We start from the raw sequence: 19,558 nt of genomic DNA, 5'->3' as shown, positions 1-19,558 counted from the left end.
CAGCAGCGCAGCTGGTGGCGTCGTCCGTCACCGGACGCCGACAACCTCCTGTGCTATCGCGGCAAGGCGCGTCTGAGCTGCAGAGACGACGCCGTGCCGGTTCTTGTTCGCCTCCTCGTAGGCGACGATGACGCGCACATCGGCGGGATCCGTCAGTTCCTTGATCGCGGCCACCGCGCGGGAGACGTTCATGTCGTCGTAGTCGGCGATCGGCAGTTCGTCGGGCCGCAGCGCGCCCGTGGATGCCCGTACCCCGTGCAGGGCGTCGGCCACCGCGTCGACCCCACGATCACGCGTGACCTCCTCGGCCCGCTCCAAGGCGCCGTCGCGACCTGCGGCGATCGTGCGCGTCGCCACGTCGCCGGCGTACGCCCCGCGGCTCAGCAGCCGATCGAAACGAGGACCCGCGGAACGCACCGCGTCCATCATCTGGTCGATCCCTCGCGCCGACCAGGACACGGGAGCGTTCATCCAGCGCACCGCCACCCCGGCCGCCGCCTGCGCAGGGGTTCGGCGCAGCGCCACGGGACCACCGAGCGCCTCCTCCGCCAGCACGGTGGTCAACCACTCCACGGTCGCCGAATGCGCTGTGATCAGGCGGTCTGCCAGCTTTGCCACGTCCTCGCGCCGTTCCGCGGTGGCCAAGGCCTTCAGATACCGGGCGCGGTCGAGCAACTGGTGTTCGAGGGCGAGGTCGGCCAGCAGTGCTTCCTCGAACGGCTGCGCCTGTTCCGCCAGTGCCTTCAGGACGGCCGTGGCCCGCCCGACCATCGGGCCGACCAGGGAGGGTAGCCCACCGAGGTCCCGCAGAGTTCGCTCGATTGCGTCGGCCCGTCCCCGCGCATTGTCGGCGTTGCGCGCGAGTTCGGTCGCCACGGCCTCGGTCCGCGCCTGCGCGCGGCGGGTGTCGGCCAACTGGATCTCGGAATTGGTCAGCTCGAGCAGGGTGCGTAACTGCACGACGAGCGTCGAGGTGTCGGTCACCGCATTCTCCGTTCCGGCAGTGCTTGCCATAGGGGAAACTTCGTCCGCGCCGTGGGCTACCCGAATCCCTCCCGCGCCAATCACTTGCGGCACGACGTGCCGCAAGCGCCCTCGGGCACGCCGCCGCGCCGCTATCCGGCCAGGATCCGCTCGGCGAGCTCTCCGGCTCGCCGCAGGCGCTGATCGGATCCGTCGATCCCGCGGTGAGAGACCGCACCCTCGAGCAACAGGTAGAGATGCTCCGCGACCTCCCGCGGGTCGTCCGCGACACCGTCCTCGGAGACCAACTGCGCCATCCGTTCGTGGACACGCTGCTTGTGATCGCGGATGACGTCGTAGGCCGGGTGGGAGAAGGGCAGCTCGGCAGCCGCATTGATGAAGGCGCAACCCCGGTCCCCCTCGTCGACGTCCGCGCGATAGGAATCGAAGACGGCCAGGACCCGTGGTCGCGGCGCCGTCGCGAGTCGCTCCTCGAACCGCTCCCACCACCGCCTGTCCCGCTCGGTGAGGTACGCGACCACCAGCGCATCCTTCGAGCCGAATCGGTCGTAGAGGGTGCGCTTGGTGACGCCCGCGCCGGCGGCGATCGCGTCCACCCCAACCGCGTGGATACCGTTGCGGTAGAACAGCTCCGATGCCGAGTCGAGAATCTTACGCGCCCCGTCGGTGAGCCGACCCCCGGATGCCACCATCACACCATCCTCCTTGACTTCACCGACCAGTATACCTAGCGTGAGAACACGTACTTCACAGATCGGTATACCCAACCGGCAGGCGCCGATTCCACACGGACGACCGAAGGGAGTCATGTCATGTCCTTCACGAAGCCGGCACAAGCGGTCGGCGGCTCCGGTCCGACGCTCTCACCGACGCGCACAATAGGCTTGGCCGGCGCGGGACTGTCCTTGATCGCAGTCTGTTACGGCCTGGCGCGCTTCGCATACGGGTTGTTCGTGCCCGAGTTCCGCGAGTCCTTCACCCTCACGGCCGGCCAGACGGGACTGATCGCGGCAGCCGGCTACGCCTCGTACTGCGTGGGTGTGGTCGCCGCGACGACGGGCACGCCGCGCTTAGGCGCACGCGCCGTAGCCGTCGCCGCGGGCTCCTTGGCGACGGCGGGGACCGCGCTCATCGCGGTTGCCCCCAACGCTGTCGTGCTGGCCGCCGGCGTCACCATCGCCGGAGTCGGCACCGGGGTCGCGTCCCCGCCACTGGGCCACGCGATCGCACTGAGAGTCGTCCCGCGGCACCGCGACCGAATCCAGACCATCGTCAACGCCGGCACCGGCCTGGGCGTCGCAATCTCCGGCCCGGTCGCCTTGCTGGCCGAAGACCGTTGGCGGGCAGCATGGCTCGCGTTCGCCGCCGTCGCCGCGGCGGTGACCGTGTGGGTGCGGATCCATGTCCCGTCCGCCGTCGGCGACGCACCGCGGCCGGCAGGCACCGACGAGCCCACGACGCGGCACGCGGTGTTCCCGTCCGGAGCCCTCCGGATGCTCGGAGCCGCCGCCGTGGTGGGCGCCGCCACGGCGGCCGTGTGGACCTTCGGTCAGGAACTGCTCGTCACCGTGGGAGGTCACGACCGCACGTTGGCGACGACCGCATGGATCGTGCTGGGAGTGTCGGGCCTACTGGGGGCCGTGTCCGGCGAGTTGGTGCGCCGGGTGGGACTGCAACGCGCCTGGACGATGTCGACCGCGGCGGTGTGCGCCGCGACCGCCCTCCTGGCCGCGGCTTCCCGCCAGCCCGCCGTCGCCGTGGCGGCCTCGGCGCTGTTCGGTGCCGTCTACATCGCCGTCACGGGAGTCCTGCTGGTGTGGAGCACTCGCGTCTACCCCACGCAACCCGCCACCGGTGTGGGGCTCGCGTTCCTGCTCGTCGCCGTCGGCCAGGCCGCGGCCGCGCCCGTGCTCGGCTTCGTGGCAGACCGGGCGGGTCTCACGACCTCGTTCTGGATGTCCGCAGGTGTGGCTCTCGCCGCCGTCGCCGTGACGCCGCCTGCCCGATTCCGCAGGACATGATCGGCCCCATCGAGGATCGAGCGCCGTCAGTCCTCGGCTGCGAGCAGCACGTCGGTGTCGAAGCACGTGTGCGTGCCGGTGTGGCACGCGGCACCGTCCTGGTCGACGATGAGCAAGACCGTGTCGCCGTCGCAGTCCAAGCGGACCTCGTGCACGTACTGGGTGTGGCCGGACGTCTCGCCCTTGACCCAGTACTGCTGACGCGAGCGCGAGTAGTAGGTGCCCTTGCGGGTCTCGAGCGTGCGCGCCAGGGCCTCGTCGTCCATCCACGCCACCATCAGGACGTCGCCGGTCGACTTCTCCTGCGCAACGGCACTGAACAGCCCGGCCTCGTTACGCTTGAGGCGGGCGGCGATCGCCGGATCGAGGCTCATCGGACGGTGATCCCTTCTGCACGCATGGACGCCTTGACGTCCCCGATCGTCATGTCCCCGAAGTGGAAGACGCTGGCCGCCAGGACGGCGTCGGCGCCGGCCTCGACGGCGGGCACGAAGTGCTCGACGGCGCCCGCGCCGCCGCTGGCGATGACCGGCACGTGCACCGCGGCACGGACCGCGCGGATCATCGTCAGATCGAAGCCGGCCTTGGTGCCGTCAGCGTCCATCGAGTTGAGCAGGATCTCCCCGACACCGAGTTCGGCCCCCCGGACCGCCCACTCGACGGCGTCGATGCCGGTGCCGCGCTTGCCGCCGTGGGTGGTGACCTCCCAGCCCGACGGCGTGGGCTCCTGACCCACGGGGACGGTGCGGGCGTCTACCGACAGCACGATGCACTGCGACCCGAACCGCTCCGACATCTCGCGCAGCACCTCGGGGCGGGCGATCGCGGCGGTGTTGACGCTGACCTTGTCGGCTCCGGCGCGCAGCAGGCGGTCGACATCTTCGACCGTGCGCACGCCGCCACCGACGGTGAGCGGGATGAAGACCTGCTCGGCGGTGCGGGTGACGACGTCGAGCATCGTGCCGCGGTCACCGCTGGAGGCGGTGACGTCCAGGAAGGTCAGCTCGTCTGCGCCCTGCGCGTCGTACGTCGCGGCGAGCTCGACGGGATCACCCGCATCGCGCAGGTTCTCGAAGTTGACGCCCTTGACGACGCGGCCCGCGTCGACGTCGAGGCACGGGATCACTCGAACAGCCAAAGTCATTGTGGTGGCCCTCCTTCAGGCCGCGTCTCCGGATCACCCAGAGAGTGGAGAATGTCGAGCAGCTCGCCGTGCACGCCGGGCGCCGCCGCGAGGACGGATCGCGAGCCCACGTGCCAGTCGTCGCCGCGCAGATCCGTGACCACGCCACCGGCAGCCCGCACCAGCGCGACGCCGGCCGCGTTGTCCCACACGTGGTGACCGAACACCACGGCGCCGCCGAGAATTCCGGCGGCGGTGTAGGCGAGATCCGCCCCGGTCGACCCGTGCATCCGGATCCGCGACGAGACGCGGCTGAGCCGGCCCAGTAGTTCGAAGCGGTACGTGCCGGGGATGCGGCCGCGGCTGTCGAGGTTGAACGCCCCGAAGCCGATCATCGCCGACGACAGTTCGCTGCGTTCGAGCGTCGGCAGGGCGACCCCGTTGCGGTACAACGGCCCGCCCTCGGCGGCGGCGAACCGCTCCCCCGTCAGCGGCAACCAGGTCAGGCCCAGCACGGGAACGCCGTCCCGCAGCAGCGCGAGCAGGATGCCCGCGATGGGCAGGCCCGCCGAGTAATTGAAGGTGCCGTCGATCGGGTCGAGGATCCACACGTCACCGCTCGCGAGCTCGGGACCGCCGAACTCCTCACCGTGGACCTCGATACCGGTGCGGCGTTCGAGTTCGGCGGACACCGACTTCTCGAGCTCGAGGTCGACGGCCGTTGCAAAGTCCTTGGGGCCCTTGCGAACCGCACTCGGCGCGCCCAGCCCCTCGACGAACCGTTCCCGGGCGCCGTCGAGAACCTCGCTCGCGATCGCGAGCAGGTCGAGCGGTGTCCGGGACGGGCTCATCGTGGCGGCCGTTGCTAGCGCGAAACCGCGGCCAGGGCCTCGGGCAGGGTGAATCGTCCGGCGTAGAGCGCCTTTCCGACGATCGAACCCTCCACACCCTCGCCGACGAGACCGGCGATGGCCTCGAGGTCCGCAATGGTCGAGACACCACCGGACGCGACGACCGGGGCATCGGTGGCCGCGCACACGGCGCTGAGCAGTTCCAGGTTCGGGCCCGTCAGCGTGCCGTCCTTGCTGACGTCGGTGACCACGTAGCGCGAGCAGCCGTCGCGGTTGAGGCGCTCGAGGACCTCCCACAGGTCGCCGCCGTCGGAGACCCACCCGCGACCGCGCAGGCGGTAGTCGCCGTCGATCAGCTTGACGTCGAGGCCGACGGCGATGCGCTCGCCGTGCTTGGCGATGGCACGCGCACACCACTCGGGGTTCTCGACGGCCGCGGTGCCCAGGTTGACGCGGGCGCACCCGGTCGCCAGGGCTGCTTCGAGGGAATCGTCGTCACGGATACCGCCGGACAGCTCGACCTTGACGTCGAGCTCGCCGACGACGGCGGCCAGCAGCTCACGGTTGGATCCGCGGCCGAACGCGGCGTCGAGATCGACCAGATGCACCCACTCGGCACCGTCGTTCTGCCACGCCAGGGCAGCGTCGCGGGGCGCACCGTAACTGGTCTCGCTCCCCGCCTCTCCCTGAACGAGGCGAACAGCTTCACCGTTGGCGACATCTACAGCAGGCAAAAGGACCAGGCTCACTGCGCCGATCCTAGTGGGTCACCGGTCTCGTCCGGGTTTCGGGTCGCCACCGGGCTGGTCGGGTCGGCGTCGCCGGTCGCCGTACGCACGATTGGTCATACGTTTCGACACCACACCCATCCCCGCGATCGCCCCGACGACGCCGACGAGGGCGATCCCGAGCCCGACGACCGGGCCCGGCTGCACGAGCACGACGACGAGCGCGACCACGACCAGGACGGTGGCCGCGGTGCCCATCGTCGCGAGCGCGAGCCTGGCGATGGACAGGTCACCGCCGGCGCGGTCGTCGCGGTCGGGGGTCACAGACTGCGGACCCAGTTCTCCAACAACTGGGCGCCGGCGTCGCCGGACTTCTCGGGGTGGAACTGGGTGGCCGAGAGAGCGCCGTTCTCGACCGCGGCGAGGAAGCGGTCGCCGTGCTCGGCCCACGTCAGCTTGGGCGGCGCGATGATGTCCGACGGCGGCAGTTCCCACTTGCGCACGCCGTAGGAGTGGACGAAGTAGAAGCGCGTCTCCGGGTCCATGCCCGCGAACAGGACACTGTCCTCGGGTGCGTCGACGGTGTTCCACCCCATGTGCGGCAACACGTCGGCCTCGAGACGCTCGACCGTGCCCGGCCACTCCCCGCAGCCGTCCGCCTCGACGCCGAACTCGACGCCGCGCTCGAACAGGATCTGCATGCCGACGCAGATGCCCAGGACCGGGCGTCCGCCCGCGAGTCGCTGGCCGATGATCCGGTCGCCGCGGACCGCCAGCAGTCCCTCCATGCACGCCGCGAACGCTCCGACGCCGGGAACCACCAGTCCGTCGGCAGCGAGCGCCACCTGCGGGTCGGAGGTCACCTCGATCTGCGCGCCGGTGCGAGCGAGGGCGCGTTGCGCCGAGTGGAGATTTCCGGAGCCGTAGTCGAGGAGGGCAACCTTGCGTGCGGTCATGAGGAAACTCTATCGGTGTGCGGGACCCGCCCCGCGCACAGCCAGGGCGATCGGGGCGACCACCAGCGCCACGACGGACGACAGCGCGAACACCGCCGGATAGCCCGACGCACCGGCGACGACGCCGAGGACGAGCGCACCGATACCGGTGCCGCCGTCGTACGCGATGTTCCAGGCGGCGCTGGCGGCGCCGACCCGATCCGGCCCTGCGGACGCCAGCAGCGTCAGCAGCGCCTCGTTCTGGACGGCGCCGAATCCGGCACCGAACGCCATCGCCCCGACGACGAGCGCCCCGTCACCGCCGATGCCCGCCACCGACAGCGCCAGCAGGCCCATGCCGGCGGCCGCGAGGACCAGTGCGGGCACCAGGGTCCGCCCGGCGCCGATCCGGTCCGCGATCACGCCCGCGCCGTAGCGACCGACGAGCATCGCACCCGCGGACGCCGACAGCGCGAACCCGGCGATCGCCGCGCGGCTCTCCGTCGCGATCGGCAGCAGCGACGACATGCCGCCGTACGCGGCCGAGACCACCAGCATCGCCAGGCACGGGATCAGCAGCACACTCACCGACAGACCCTTGCGGCCCGCCGGCAGGCCGGGATTCGGCACCACCGGTAGCCGCGATATCGACACCAGCGACAACGTCGGGATCAGCGCCCCGAGGACGAAGACCGCGGCATCGAGACCGGCTTCGTACAGTGCGAGGCCGAGGGGCAGCACGATCATCTGGGCCGACGCGATCGCCACACCGTTGGCGCCGGTGACACGTCCCAACAGGTTTCGGGGCGCCAACTCGGCCAACAGTCCGATACCGGCGACCGTCACCATGCCGAAGCCGACACCACGGACCGCCGAGATGACGAGCGCAGGACCGGTTGCGGTGCTCCACAGGAAGGCGAGCGACGGCGGGCCGAGGAGCACACAGCCGACCGCCAGCACTGCTCGGTACCCGTACCGACGGAGCAGTGCCGGCACCTTCAGCTGGGTCGCGACGGTGGTGGCCATGAAGACCGCCGTCGACGCACCCGCCGCGGCGTCTGAGCCGCCACCGTCGGCGATCGCCAACGGGACCACGGGCAGCAGGAGTGACCACCCGCCGAACGTGGTGGCACCCATGAGGAGAGCAACCAGGATCCCGCGCGTACGCAGGAGTTCACGCATCAGATCAGCCGCAGGATTCCCGACGCAGCGGCGAGGACGGCCAGGGCCACCAGCACGCCCGACGCCAGCTTGTTGACCTTCCACATCGCGTACGCGCCGCCGATGGCGAAGCCTGCCGCGAGGAACAGGACGTAGATGAAGACCGTGCTCATGGTTCTACAGCGCACCCTTGGTCGACGGAACGCCCGACACCCGCGGATCGGGTTCGACGGCCTCGCGCAGCGCGCGGGCGACGGCCTTGAACTCCGCCTCGGTGATGTGATGCTGGTCGCGGCCGTACAGCACCCGCACGTGCAGCGCGATGCGCGCGTTGAGCGCGATCGACTCGAAGACGTGCCGGTTGATCACGGTCGAGTACGGCACCCCCGGGTAGCCGCCGATCACGCTGTGCAGCATGTGTTCCGGCTCACCGGTGTGCACGCAGTACGGTCGTCCGGAGACATCGACCGACGCGTGCGCGAGCGTCTCGTCCATCGGGATGAACGCGTCGCCGAAGCGGCGGATACCCCGCTTGTCGCCGAGCGCCTGCCCCAGCGCCTGACCGAGCACGATCGCGGTGTCCTCGACGGTGTGGTGGGCGTCGATCTCGACGTCGCCCTTCGCCTCGACCGTCAGGTCGAAGCTGGCGTGCGCGCCGAGGGCGGTGAGCATGTGGTCGAAGAACGGAATCCCGGTGGACACCGACACGTTGCCCGTTCCGTCGAGGTTCAGCTCGACGACGATGCTCGACTCCTTGGTGGTCCGCTCGACGCGTGCGATCCGGTCGCTCATCGGGATCCCTTCGTTTCCGTGGCCGCCAGCTCCGTGGAGGCAAGTTTCCTGCTGACCCGCAGCAGCTCGTCGTTCTCGGCAGCCAGGCCGATCGTGGCCCGCAGGTGCCCGGCGATACCGACGTCGCGGATCAGCACGCCCTCGTCGAGGTAGTGCTGCCAGGTGCGGGCCGCATCCTCGAAGAGCCCGAAGAGGATGAAGTTGGCGTCGCTGGGGACCACCTCGTACCCCATCTCGGTCAGTTCGGCGCTCACGCGATCCCGCTCCGACGCGAGCTCCGCGACGCTGCCGAGCGTCTCGTCGGCGTGGCGCAGCGCCGCCCGCGCCGCCGCCTGCGTCACCACCGACAGGTGATACGGCAAGCGCACCAGCAGCATCGCGTCGACGAACGCCGGCGCCGCGACCAGGTAGCCCAGCCGGCCTCCCGCGAACGCGAAGGCCTTGCTCATCGTCCGGCTCACCACGAGCTTGGTGGGGAACTCGTCGATCAGGCCCACCGCGCTGGGCACGGACGAGAACTCGGCGTACGCCTCGTCCACGATCACGATGCCGGGCGCGGCCGCGAGGATCTGCTTCAGATCCTCGAGCCCGATGCTGTGCCCGGTCGGGTTGTTGGGGCTGGTCACGAACACGACGTCGGGACGCCGCTCCTCGATGATCCGGACCGCGGTCGCGGTGTCGAGCGAGAAGTCGTCGTGTCGCGCAGCCGCGATCCACTCGGTCTGGGTGCCGGCGACGAGCAGCGGGTGCATCGAGTACGACGGCACGAAACCGATAGCGCTGCGGCCGGGGCCGCCGAACGCCTGCAGCAACTGCTGCAGCACCTCGTTGGAGCCGTTGGCGGCCCACACATTGGACACGTCGAGCGGAACCCCGGTCTGGCGGGTCATGTACTCGGCCAGGTCGGTGCGCAGCGCCACTGCATCCCTGTCGGGGTAGCGGTGCAGGTCCGCAGCCGCGGCGCGCACGGCCTCGGCGACGTCGTCGACGAGCGCCTGCGACGGCGGGTGCGGATTCTCGTTGGTGTTGAGCTGCACCGGCACCGTCAACTGCGGTGCGCCGTACGGAGATTGACCACGCAGGTTCTCCCGGATGGGCAGGTCGTCGATGCCGACCGTCGATCCGGGGACGTTCCCCGCGCTCACTGGAGAGCCTCGAACCGCAGACGCACGGCCTCGCCGTGGGCCGGAAGATCCTCCGCGTTGGCGAGCGTGATGACGTGCCCGGCAACGTCCTTCAAGGCCGCCTCGGAGTAGTCGACCACGTGGATGCCACGCAGGAACGTCTGCACGCTCAGACCCGACGAGTGCCGCGCGCAGCCCGCGGTGGGCAGCACGTGATTGGAGCCGGCGCAGTAGTCGCCGAGGCTCACCGGAGCCCACGGACCGACGAAGATCGCTCCGGCGGAGCGCACCTGCGCCGCCACCGCGGACGCGTTCTCGGTCTGGATCTCGAGGTGCTCGGCGGCGTAGGCGTTCACGACCTTCAGACCGGCCGCGATGTCGTCCACCAGCACGGTGCCCGACTGGCTGCCGCGCAGCGCGGTCTCGACACGCTCGCGGTGCTTGGTGATCTCGAGCTGCGCGGCCAGCGCGGTGTCGACGGCGTCGGCCAGATCGGTCGACGTGGTCACCAGCACGCTCGCAGCCATGACGTCGTGCTCGGCTTGGCTGATCATGTCGGCCGCCACGTGCACGGGGTCCGCGGTGTGATCGGCGAGAATCGCGATCTCGGTGGGGCCGGCCTCGGCGTCGATGCCGACCAGTCCACGGCACAGCCGCTTGGCGGCGGTGACGAAGATGTTGCCGGGTCCGGTGATGAGATCGACCGGCGCGAGTTCAGCGCTGTCGGTGTCGGTACCGCCGTAGGTGAGCAGCGCGACGGCCTGCGCGCCGCCGACGGCCCACACCTCGTCGACGCCGAGCAGCGCGGCCGCCGCCAGGATCGTCGGGTGCGGCAGGCCACCGAACGCAGCCTGCGGCGGCGACGCCACGACCAGCGACTCGACTCCCGCGGCCTGCGCCGGCACGACGTTCATCACGACCGACGACGGGTACACCGCGTTGCCGCCCGGCACGTACAGACCGACGCGCTCGACCGGAACCCAGCGCTCGGTGACGGTCCCGCCGGGGACCACCTCGGTCACGGTGTCGGTGCGGCGCTGGTCGGCGTGGACCTTGCGGGTCCGTTCGATCGCCACCTCGAGGGCGGCGCGGACGTCGGCGTCGAGTTCGGCGAGCGCACGGTCCAGCTCGGCCTGCGGGACGCGCACGGTACCGGGGCGGACACCGTCGAACTTCTCGCCGTACTCGAGCGCGGCCTCGGCACCGCGATCGCGGATGTCCTCGACGACGGGGCGGACCTGATGCAGCACCGCGTCCACGTCCACTCCGCCACGGGGCAACGCGCCCCGGAGCTCAGCGGTGGAAGGGGTACGACCACGAAGGTCGGTGCGGGCGAGCATGAGAGGTCCTCTCTGGAGAACGGGGGTTCACACCGATTATCCGCGATGGACGCAAGTTGCCTACGTTCCGGCCCCGCACGCGCGTCGAGCGGGCCTCCCGACGCGGCGAGCGGCGGCCCTGAACTGCGATTTGTCCGAAAGACACCTCACTGGACATGTGTCCACCCTAGAGTCCGGACCTGCGGGGCCGGCCACCCCGCTTCCGTCCCCGGAACAGCCAGGTAAGGGAGCCGACGTGATCGCGGATTCGAACTCCACCACTACCCGCGTGTCGCGGCGCGCGTTCCTCGGCGGCGCAGCGGCCGCGACCGTCGCCACCACCGCCGCCGCGATCTCGGCGCCCGCCGGAGCCCAGCCCCGCCCAGTCACCGAGGAGCGGCGCCGGGCCGTCGTGATCGGCAGCGGGTTCGGGGGCGCGATCGCTGCGTTGCATCTCGGGCGCGCCGGGGTGGACACCGTCGTCCTCGAGCGCGGCATCCGCTGGCCGACGGGCCCGAACGCCGAGACGTTTCCGCGGATGCTGTCTCCCGACCAACGTTCCGCGTGGCTGCAGCCCCACCCGGTGATGACGGGCGCTCCCCCGGCGGTGTTCCCACCTTTCACGGGGCTCATGGAACGCATCCCGGGCAACGGCATGGACATCTTGTGCGGAGCCGGCGTCGGCGGTGGATCGTTGGTGTACCACGGCATGACGATGCAGCCGAACGGCGAGAACTTCGCGAAGTGCGTCTCGCCGCGCATCGACTACGAGCAGATGGCGTCGGAGTACTACCCGCGGGTCGCGAGGACGCTGCGGATCGCCACGATCCCGGACGACCTGTTGAACAGCCCCCAGTACAGCTCGTCGCGCCGGTTCGTGGAGATGGCCGACGCGCAGGGCCTGCACTCGTTCCGGGTACCGATGCCGATCGACTGGGAGTTCGCGCGGCGGGAACTGCGTGGCGAGATGCGCCCGTCGTACACCAACGGCGACGTCATCTACGGCGTCAACAACGGTGGCAAGTTCTCGGTCGACGTCACCTACCTTGCAGCGGCCGAGGCGACCGGCAAGGTGGAGGTTGCCCCGCTCCACCGCGTGAACGACATCGAGCGCGGTGCCGACGGCACCTGGATCGTGCACTGCGACCGGATCGGCCGTGACGGCACCGTGCTCGAGCGCAAACGCGTCGTCTCCGACGCGCTGTTCCTCGGGGCCGGTTCCCCCGGCACCACCCGGCTGCTCGTCAAGGCCCGCGCGAAGAACGCGATTCCCGACCTGCCGGACGGCGTCGGAACGGGTTGGGGCAACAACGGCGACCGCATCTTCATGGTCACCCGGGCGCTCGACAGCCCCGGGGCGTGGCAGGGCGGTCCGGCGTGCGTCGGGGTCAAGGACTGGGACAACCCGGCCGGCGCCCTGACGATCGTCCTCGGGCCGGTGCCGTTCCCCCTCGATCTGCACACGACGTCCGTCATCGGGTACGGCGTGGTGGAGGGACTCGGAAGCTGGCACTACGACAGCGCCCGCGACGACGCGGTGCTCACCTGGAACCAGGCCTACGATCGTGGGCTCACCGACGCGATCCGCGCTCGGATCGAACAGATCGTCGGCGCCGGGTTCGGGGTGTCGGCGATCGACGTGAACGCGTTCGACACCAACACCTTCCATCCCCTCGGCGGCGCCCCCTTCGAGACCGTCTGCGACGACGCCGGACGGGTGCACGGGCAACGCGGCCTCTACATCCTCGACGGCGCGCGTATCCCGGGATCGACAGGCGCGTGCAATCCGTCGATGACGATCGCGGCCCTGGCCGAATACAGCATGGACCTTCTCGTCGCACACGACGTCGACACCGTCTTCTGAAGGAGTTCTCGTGAGAACCGCACTCGGCGCCGCGCTCGTGGCCCTGTCCGCAACACTGCTCGCCGCGCCCGCCGCGGGCGCCGGCCCGCTCGGCGACGACTTCCTGTGGGGCGTCGCCACGTCGGGCTTCCAGTCGGAGGGCTCGTCCCCGGACAGCAACTGGGCGCGCTATTCGGCATCCGGGAGGACCCACGACGCGATCGGCGATGCGGTCGACTTCCGGCACCGGTACGCCGAGGACATCGACAATGCCGCGGCGCTCGGTGTCGACGTATTCCGCTTCGGGATCGAGTGGGCGCGCGTCCAACCTGCTCCCGGGCAGTGGAACGAGGCCGAATTCGCGTACTACGACGACGTCGTGCGTCGCATCCGCAGTCACGGCATGACGCCGATGATCACCCTCGATCACTGGGTGTACCCCGGCTGGGTCGCGGACCGGGGCGGATGGGCCGATCCGCGAACCGTCGACGACTGGCTGCTCAACGCCGAGAAGGTGGTCGACCGCTACAAGGACGCCGAGGCCATCTGGATCACGTTCAACGAACCCACGACGTACGCGCAGCGCGAGCTGACCTTCGGCGGAATCTCACTCCTGGACGTCCACCGGATGTTCGACGGCATGACCCGTGCCCACCGGGCGATCTACGACCGCATCCACCAGCTCGACCCGTCCGCCCGCGTCGGCAGCAACCTCGCATTCATCCCCGCCGTCTTCGGCATGCTCGACACGCTCTTCGTCGACCGGGTGACCGACAAGCTGGACTTCCTCGGCATCGACTACTACTACGGCGTCTCGTCGGACAACGTCTCCGCGATCGCCGCTGCCACCGACCGCTTCTACGACGTCGACCCGCAGCCGGACGGGATCTACCACGCCCTCATGGCGTACCACCGCAAGCTGCCGGACATGCCGCTCTACGTCGTCGAGAACGGTATGCCCACCGACAACGCACAGGCTCGCCCCGACGGTTACACCCGGTCCGATCATCTCCGCGATCACGTCTACTGGATCGAGCGCGCTCGCGAGGACGGCGCCGACGTCATCGGCTACAACTACTGGTCGATCACCGACAACTACGAATGGGGTTCGTACCGGCCTCGATTCGGGTTGTACACCGTCGATGCCCTCACCGATCCGGCGCTGACTCGTCGCCCCACGGACGCGGTGGCGACATATCGCGATCTCGTGGCGGCCGGTGGAGTGGCCCCCGACTACCGCCCCGTGAAGGCGGCCGCCTTGTGCTCCCTCGTCGACCCCCCACGCAGTTGCATCGGCTCCGGATCCGGTGGCTCCTGACGGACCCGCCGCGGCCGGTCGGCCGGGCCCGGGGTAAATTTCTCGCCCGTGTCGTGGCAGGTCTGGGTGGCGTTCTTCGGCGCCAGCTGGGTGATCAGCCTGTCACCGGGAGCCGGCGCCATCGCGTCGATGACGACGGGCCTGAACCACGGCTTTCTTCGCGGGTACTGGAACATCCTGGGCCTGCAACTGGCGTTGCTGCTGCAGATCGCGATCGTCGCCGCGGGCGTCGGCGCTCTGCTGGCGGGATCGACGACCGGCTTCATGCTCGTCAAGTGGTTCGGCGTGGCCTACCTCGCCTATCTCGGTGTGCGGCAGTGGCGTTCGAAGCCTGACCCGGTCACGGCCGAGTCCGCCCCGGATCGTGCGTCCGCCGCCGGACTGGTGCTGCGCGCCTTCCTCGTCAACTCGAGCAACCCGAAGGCCATCGTATTCATGCTCGCCGTGCTGCCCCAGTTCCTGGACCCCGCCGCACCACTGTGGCCGCAGTACGCCCTGATAGCGGCAACGATGGTGGTGGTCGACACGATCGTGATGACCGGCTACACCGGCCTGGCCGCGCGGGTCCTGCGGCTGTTGCGCTCGCCCCGGCAGATGCAGCTCACCAACCGGGTGTTCGCGTCTCTCTTCTTCGCCGCGGCCGCCGCCCTGGCGACCGCCGTGTGAGGCTACGCGCCCTCGCGCTTCTCGATTCCCACCGCCGCGCGAAGCTCTTCCAGGTCCACGCGCAGACCCGGGTGCTCGCGGCTGAGCTCCTCCATCAGATCGGCGAGCCCGTCTGCTATGGCGTTGAGCTTCTGCTGCACCGCGTCGTCGGACCGCTTCTGTGTGTTCTGCAGCAGGGCCACCAACAGGAACGTCACGATGGTGGTGATCGTATTGATGATCAGCTGCCAGGTGTCGATGTTCTGCAACACCAGAAACGACGGCGCCCAGACCACCACGATGATGACGCACGCGACGAAGAACACCGCACGCGAAGTGAAATTACTTGTCGCCGTAGCGAACCTGTCGAACACGGACAGTTTGCCGACGACGCCCGACGGCATGGTGACGGACTGCTGCATGGGTACCTCCACAAGGATCTGGTGGGGCACTACCCAAGAGGTGCCTCGATCAAACCGGACAAGTCGTCCGGAGCTACTCAGGACCGCAGCGAGCTCCTGCCCCGCGACCAGCAGTCGGTGACGTGCTCGCCCAGGAGGTCGTCCAACGCCAGGCACGCCGCCGCCCCGAGGAGCACGTCGTCGAGCAGCTCCGGCCGATCGCTCACCAGACCGCCCGCGAGGTCGCGGACCGCGATCTGCTCGTGGACGGAATCCGCCTCGACATGTTCGTCGAAGAACAACGTCGCGGCGCTCCCGTAACCGAGGCGTCGCAGGCCGGCCGAGTACTTCTTGCTGGGCAACGCGGACGTCGTCTCGATGGCACACAGGTGGCCGACGAGAGCGCCGAGATTGCGGCGGTGCACCCCGAAATAGGACAGCGCATTCAACGTCGCCAACGTCACCGCGGGAACGGCGTCCAGGTAGTGCGCGTAGGCGTCGGACAGGCCCAGTTCGCGCATCGTGGTCGCGAACAGTCGCGAGTGCATGCGGTCGAGCCGCCCCTGCCCGTACTCGTCGATCTGGATCTCGAGCAGCGCGGCCTTCGGCGCCCCGGCCATGCGCGGGATGCCGAAGGTGTAGAGGTCCGCCTCACGCAGCTGGTTCAGCGACCGGTGGATGAGCAATTCGCGGAACTGCTCGAGCACCGCTTCCGTTGCCATGAAGTCCGAGAGGCCGGGCTCTCTCGTCGGGGCGGTCATGTCCCACAGCGCCGCCACCACGTCGTCCCCGAATCGACCCCGCGCCGCAGCGACCCGGTCGTCGGCGAGCGCGCGGATAGCGGCGTCGAACGGTCGCTCCAGCAGCCGTCGGGCCGCGACGAGACGCGGATCCCATTCCCAGCGGTCGTCGACGCCGTCGATGCCCTGCAGGTGCAGTTCGTAGAGCAACGTCAGGCACAGCTGCGCGTCGTCGTCGTGGAGGATGCCGAGGGCGTCGGCGTCGTACCGCGCGCTCAGTTCCGCGGCTGCGGTCAGGAAGCTGTCCGGCTCGCCCTCGCCTCGCAGAACGTCCAAGAGGATACCGCTGGCATCCCCTCGCATGACCGGGACGGCCATCCGACCGGTGAGTCGTTCGCCGGCGGCACCCTCTCGAAGCGGCAGCATCACGGTTCTCCTCCCTCTTCCGCCCGCGCCGCGGTCCGCACGGCACGCCGCGGCTTCTTCTTCTTGTGTGTCGAATCGCAGAACGGTGGATTCCTGGTTCCGCCGCACCTGCACAGGGCGACGACGTTGCGCTGGACGTCCACGGGCGCACCGTCGGCGTCCACCAACTCGATCGCACCGCGCACGAGGAGGGGTCCGTCCGGGCACACGGTGATCCTGACGTCGCCGTTCACTTCGGCACTCATGTAATCGCATCCTCCACCGGGTTACATGTCCTCGTGGCATCGGTCCCCCGACCCCGCCGACTGCCTGCATAGGCGATGCGGCGGATCCTGGCCAACCAGGACGGCCACATCCGGATTCCGGCCGGACAGTTGAGCACGGGGTCGAAGGACGGCTGGTCACCGTCTTCGCATGGTATCCGCCGCGTCAGGCGGAAGGACCCGACCGGAACCGGCGCTCCGCGTGCGGACGCCAGTCCGACCCCGAAGGACAGCGGTGGCACCAGATCCTCGAGCGACGGCGGGCCGTCCGGTCGGCCCCCGACGGGAGCCGCGACGATCCACCGAGGCGCCGCGCCGTCGATCCCCCGATACGCGGCCAGCGTGCTGAAGTTCGCGCTCGCCCACGAGCGGGCCGGCACGAGCGCGATGCGCGCGGGTACGAAGGCCGACGCGAGCAGCAGATCCCACGGACCACCGGGTAGACGCAGACGCACCGCGACACCGAGGATGTCGGGCAGCGGACCGGGGAGACCGATCCCGCGCGACAGGCGAGCATGGAGCGGCACCGGGTCGCCGGTCGGGAGCGGCCACCGCCCCCGACCGGCATCCCCGGTGTCGAACTCGGCGATACCCTCGAACAACACACCGTGCGGATGGAAGATCCGCGCACCGCGGACCGCCGAACCCACCTCGAACGGCGCGGACACCGCCTTGCGCAACCCATCCATACGGACCGGATTACCCCGTGGCCGCAGATTCGAATCGCACGCCGGCACCTTCCGTCGAGGCAGCTAGCGCTGCCAGACCCTGTGGGATCGCATCAGTTCGACTACCTGGTCGGTCACCTGCCGCAGGTCGTCGCCCACGTGCACGCCCGGCTTCTCGCGCGCGCCGGACGCCAGGCCTTCCGCGCCGTTCGAGTCGGCACCCACAGCCTTGCCGTGGCGGAAGGCCTCGTCGAGCAACCGGACCACTCGCGCGTCCGGTTCGGTGGTCAGGGACAGGACGGCATCGAACTCGATTGAGCGGGCCGTGTCGTACGTCCGGGACACCGTGACAGCGCTGTCCCCGAGCGTCAGTCGTCCCCCGTGCGGAGCGGTGACCAACGGGACCACTCCGTGGCCGGAAAGCACATCGAGAACCGCCTCGACGGAATCCGCGGCGGATCCCTCGTCCACGAGGACCGCCACGTTTCGGCCCTCGACCGGCCACTCCCCACCGATCTGGGACAGGGCCGCGCTCGGGCTCGACGGCAGATCCGGTTCGCTGTCGGCGACCTCGGGAACCGGCAGGCCCAGCGACCCTGCGACGTGCTCGCACAGGGTCTTGTCGACGCGTGCGAGCACCTCGAGGGCACGTTCCTTGATGGGCTGTTCGAAGCACTTCCCGAGCTCGAACGAGTAGGCATCGGCGAGATGACGCTGCTCCACCTCGGACAGGCTCGTGTAGAACAGTCGCGGCTGACTGAAGTGGTCGTCGAACGAGCTCGGCTTGGTCCGCTGCTTGGTCGTCGCCTCGATCGGCACCGGCACGTCCACGAAACCCGTGCCCGGCGCGGCGGTGAACGGGCACCCACCGTCGAGGCTGTTCGGCTTGTAGGGCGCGACCCCGTCGTGGACGGCCGTCTGGTGCATGCCGTCCCGCAGCATGTCGTTGACCGGCGCGTGCGGGCGATTGATCGGGAGCTGCCCGAAGTTGGGTCCACCGAGTCGGCTGATCTGGGTGTCGAGGTAGGAGAAGAGGCGGCCCTGCAGCAGGGGGTCGTCGGTGACGTCGATGCCCGGCACCAGGTGGCCGGGATGGAAGGCCACCTGCTCGGTCTCGGCGAAGTAGTTGGTGGGGTTGGCGTTGAGCGTCATGACACCGATCGGCTGCACCGGCGCCAACTCCTCGGGCACGAACTTGGTGGGATCGAGCAGGTCGATACCCTCGAATTCCTGTTCCGGGGTGTCCGGGAAGACCTGGACGCCCAGCGTCCACTCCGGGTAGGCACCGCTCTCGATCGCGTCGGCCAGGTCCCGGCGGTGGAAATCCGGATCGACGCCGGCCGCTATCTGCGCCTCCTCCCACACGAGGGAGTGCACACCGAGTCGCGGCTTCCAATGGAACTTCACCAGGCTGGTCTTGCCGTCCGCATCGACCATCCGGAAGGTGTGGACGCCGAAGCCCTCCATCATCCGGTACGAACGTGGGATTCCACGATCCGACATGTTCCACATCGTGTGTGCGGTGGCCTCCGTGTGGAGGGTGACGAAATCCCAGAATGTGTCGTGCGCACTCTGCGCCTGGGGAATCTCCCTGTCCGGGTGCGGTTTACCGGCATGGATGATGTCCGGGAACTTGATCGCATCCTGGATGAAGAAGACCGGGATGTTGTTGCCGACGAGGTCGAACGTGCCGTCTTCGGTGTAGAACTTGGTCGCGAATCCACGGGTGTCGCGGACGGTGTCCGCCGACCCCCGAGAACCCAGCACGGTGGAGAACCGCACGAAGACCGGTGTCTCGACGTCCTTCCGGAGGAACGCTGCGGACGTGATGTTCTCCGCCGCTCCATTCGCCCGGAAGACGCCGTGCGCTGCGGCACCGCGCGCGTGCACCACTCGCTCCGGGATGCGCTCGTGATCGAAATGGGTGATCTTCTCGCGGAAATGATGGTCCTGCAGCAGAATCGGTCCCCGCGGCCCCGCCTTGAGGGAGTGATCGGTGTCGGTCAGCCGGGCACCCTGCGCGGTCGTCAGCGTTTCACCCTGTTGCCGCCGATCGCCGTCGGCGGCGCCGGTCGGCGAGATCCGGTCCGGTCCCGACTGGTCGTCCTTCGTGAGCCGGGGAACCGGCCCGCTCGTCGGCTCGGCCTTCTCGGGGGTGAGTGCGCTCGGCGCACCGGGAACATCGAATTCGTTGATGGACAACGACATCATTCCTT

22 protein-coding genes are annotated in these 19,558 nt (G+C 69.4%); 4 read left to right on the top strand and 18 right to left on the bottom strand.

The features are described from left to right. Window positions 1-27: 27 nt before the first annotated feature. A complete protein-coding gene (locus tag A6I89_RS04905; RefSeq protein ID WP_022596392.1) occupies window positions 28-1,014 on the bottom strand; it encodes a hypothetical protein in 987 nt (328 codons plus the stop codon). A gap of 101 nt (window positions 1,015-1,115) precedes the next feature. Beyond that, a complete protein-coding gene (locus A6I89_RS04900) occupies window positions 1,116-1,676 on the bottom strand; it encodes a TetR/AcrR family transcriptional regulator (protein ID WP_005512679.1) in 561 nt (186 codons plus the stop codon). Between the two features lie 120 nt (window positions 1,677-1,796). Between A6I89_RS04900 and A6I89_RS04895 the strand changes: the two genes are divergently transcribed. Further along, window positions 1,797-3,005 (top strand): YbfB/YjiJ family MFS transporter, encoded by a 1,209-nt coding sequence (locus A6I89_RS04895; RefSeq protein ID WP_084967886.1) that lies wholly within the window; start codon window positions 1,797-1,799, stop codon window positions 3,003-3,005. A gap of 26 nt (window positions 3,006-3,031) precedes the next feature. Here the strand turns inward: A6I89_RS04895 and hisI are convergent, their stop codons facing one another. Genes hisI through hisD form a run of 11 tightly spaced genes read right to left on the bottom strand, consistent with a single transcriptional unit; the run spans window position 3,032 to window position 11,059 of the window. Beyond that, the gene (gene hisI, locus A6I89_RS04890) at window positions 3,032-3,379 is read right to left on the bottom strand and encodes a phosphoribosyl-AMP cyclohydrolase (protein ID WP_022596396.1); all 348 of its coding nucleotides are present in this window, start codon (window positions 3,377-3,379) and stop codon (window positions 3,032-3,034) included. After that, window positions 3,376-4,149 carry an imidazole glycerol phosphate synthase subunit HisF gene (gene hisF / locus A6I89_RS04885; RefSeq protein ID WP_022596398.1) on the bottom strand — a complete coding sequence of 258 codons (774 nt, stop codon included), beginning with the start codon at window positions 4,147-4,149 and terminating at the stop codon, window positions 3,376-3,378. Before hisF ends, hisI begins: the two co-directional genes overlap by 4 nt. Continuing rightward, entirely contained in the window at window positions 4,146-4,979 is an 834-nt protein-coding gene (locus A6I89_RS04880; RefSeq protein ID WP_022596399.1) for an inositol monophosphatase family protein, read from the bottom strand. The genes hisF and A6I89_RS04880 overlap by 4 nt, the downstream gene beginning before the upstream one ends. A gap of 14 nt (window positions 4,980-4,993) precedes the next feature. Next, the gene (gene priA, locus A6I89_RS04875; RefSeq protein ID WP_005512674.1) at window positions 4,994-5,728 is read right to left on the bottom strand and encodes a bifunctional 1-(5-phosphoribosyl)-5-((5-phosphoribosylamino)methylideneamino)imidazole-4-carboxamide isomerase/phosphoribosylanthranilate isomerase PriA; all 735 of its coding nucleotides are present in this window, start codon (window positions 5,726-5,728) and stop codon (window positions 4,994-4,996) included. 18 nt (window positions 5,729-5,746) lie between these two features. After that, the gene (locus A6I89_RS04870) at window positions 5,747-6,031 is read right to left on the bottom strand and encodes a hypothetical protein (protein ID WP_005512673.1); all 285 of its coding nucleotides are present in this window, start codon (window positions 6,029-6,031) and stop codon (window positions 5,747-5,749) included. Further along, on the bottom strand, window positions 6,028-6,663 hold the full coding sequence (hisH, locus tag A6I89_RS04865; protein ID WP_005512672.1) for an imidazole glycerol phosphate synthase subunit HisH: 636 nt from the start codon (window positions 6,661-6,663) through the stop codon (window positions 6,028-6,030). Before hisH ends, A6I89_RS04870 begins: the two co-directional genes overlap by 4 nt. Window positions 6,664-6,672: 9 nt before the next feature. Beyond that, entirely contained in the window at window positions 6,673-7,824 is a 1,152-nt protein-coding gene (locus A6I89_RS04860; protein ID WP_005512671.1) for an MFS transporter, read from the bottom strand. Continuing rightward, window positions 7,824-7,976, bottom strand: a complete 153-nt coding sequence (locus A6I89_RS24550; RefSeq protein WP_005512670.1) for a hypothetical protein — start codon at window positions 7,974-7,976, stop codon at window positions 7,824-7,826. The genes A6I89_RS04860 and A6I89_RS24550 overlap by 1 nt, the downstream gene beginning before the upstream one ends. A gap of 4 nt (window positions 7,977-7,980) precedes the next feature. Further along, window positions 7,981-8,595, bottom strand: coding sequence for an imidazoleglycerol-phosphate dehydratase HisB (gene hisB, locus A6I89_RS04855; protein ID WP_013416286.1), 615 nt, complete (start codon window positions 8,593-8,595; stop codon window positions 7,981-7,983). Then, window positions 8,592-9,740, bottom strand: a complete 1,149-nt coding sequence (locus tag A6I89_RS04850; RefSeq protein WP_005512667.1) for a histidinol-phosphate transaminase — start codon at window positions 9,738-9,740, stop codon at window positions 8,592-8,594. The genes hisB and A6I89_RS04850 overlap by 4 nt, the downstream gene beginning before the upstream one ends. Continuing rightward, the gene (gene hisD, locus A6I89_RS04845) at window positions 9,737-11,059 is read right to left on the bottom strand and encodes a histidinol dehydrogenase (RefSeq protein ID WP_005512666.1); all 1,323 of its coding nucleotides are present in this window, start codon (window positions 11,057-11,059) and stop codon (window positions 9,737-9,739) included. The genes A6I89_RS04850 and hisD overlap by 4 nt, the downstream gene beginning before the upstream one ends. 235 nt (window positions 11,060-11,294) lie before the next feature. Between hisD and A6I89_RS04840 the strand changes: the two genes are divergently transcribed. Genes A6I89_RS04840 through A6I89_RS04830 form a run of 3 tightly spaced genes read left to right on the top strand, consistent with a single transcriptional unit; the run spans window position 11,295 to window position 14,865 of the window. Further along, a complete protein-coding gene (locus A6I89_RS04840) occupies window positions 11,295-12,902 on the top strand; it encodes a GMC oxidoreductase (RefSeq protein ID WP_022596402.1) in 1,608 nt (535 codons plus the stop codon). A 10-nt stretch (window positions 12,903-12,912) separates the two neighbouring features. Next, complete coding sequence (locus tag A6I89_RS04835; protein WP_022596404.1) at window positions 12,913-14,199, top strand: glycoside hydrolase family 1 protein; 1,287 nt, start codon at window positions 12,913-12,915, stop codon at window positions 14,197-14,199. Between the two features lie 48 nt (window positions 14,200-14,247). Next, complete coding sequence (locus A6I89_RS04830) at window positions 14,248-14,865, top strand: LysE family transporter (protein ID WP_022596406.1); 618 nt, start codon at window positions 14,248-14,250, stop codon at window positions 14,863-14,865. A 2-nt stretch (window positions 14,866-14,867) separates the two neighbouring features. Here the strand turns inward: A6I89_RS04830 and A6I89_RS04825 are convergent, their stop codons facing one another. The 5 genes from A6I89_RS04825 to A6I89_RS04805 form a co-directional block, all read right to left on the bottom strand. Then, window positions 14,868-15,266: a low affinity iron permease family protein gene (locus A6I89_RS04825; RefSeq protein WP_022596408.1), complete on the bottom strand. Its 399-nt coding sequence runs from the start codon at window positions 15,264-15,266 to the stop codon at window positions 14,868-14,870. 77 nt (window positions 15,267-15,343) lie between these two features. Then, window positions 15,344-16,411, bottom strand: coding sequence for an iron-containing redox enzyme family protein (locus A6I89_RS04820; RefSeq protein WP_022596410.1), 1,068 nt, complete (start codon window positions 16,409-16,411; stop codon window positions 15,344-15,346). Further along, the gene (locus A6I89_RS04815) at window positions 16,411-16,656 is read right to left on the bottom strand and encodes a CDGSH iron-sulfur domain-containing protein (RefSeq protein ID WP_005512659.1); all 246 of its coding nucleotides are present in this window, start codon (window positions 16,654-16,656) and stop codon (window positions 16,411-16,413) included. Before A6I89_RS04815 ends, A6I89_RS04820 begins: the two co-directional genes overlap by 1 nt. Next, a complete protein-coding gene (locus tag A6I89_RS04810; protein ID WP_044991124.1) occupies window positions 16,653-17,363 on the bottom strand; it encodes a hypothetical protein in 711 nt (236 codons plus the stop codon). The genes A6I89_RS04815 and A6I89_RS04810 overlap by 4 nt, the downstream gene beginning before the upstream one ends. A gap of 63 nt (window positions 17,364-17,426) precedes the next feature. Next, a complete protein-coding gene (locus tag A6I89_RS04805; protein WP_022596414.1) occupies window positions 17,427-19,553 on the bottom strand; it encodes a catalase in 2,127 nt (708 codons plus the stop codon). Between the last annotated feature and the right edge of the window lie 5 nt (window positions 19,554-19,558).

Source organism: Prescottella equi (assembly GCF_002094305.1).
Classification (GTDB): domain Bacteria; phylum Actinomycetota; class Actinomycetes; order Mycobacteriales; family Mycobacteriaceae; genus Prescottella; species Prescottella equi.
This window is presented reverse-complemented; position numbering and strand designations above follow the sequence as displayed.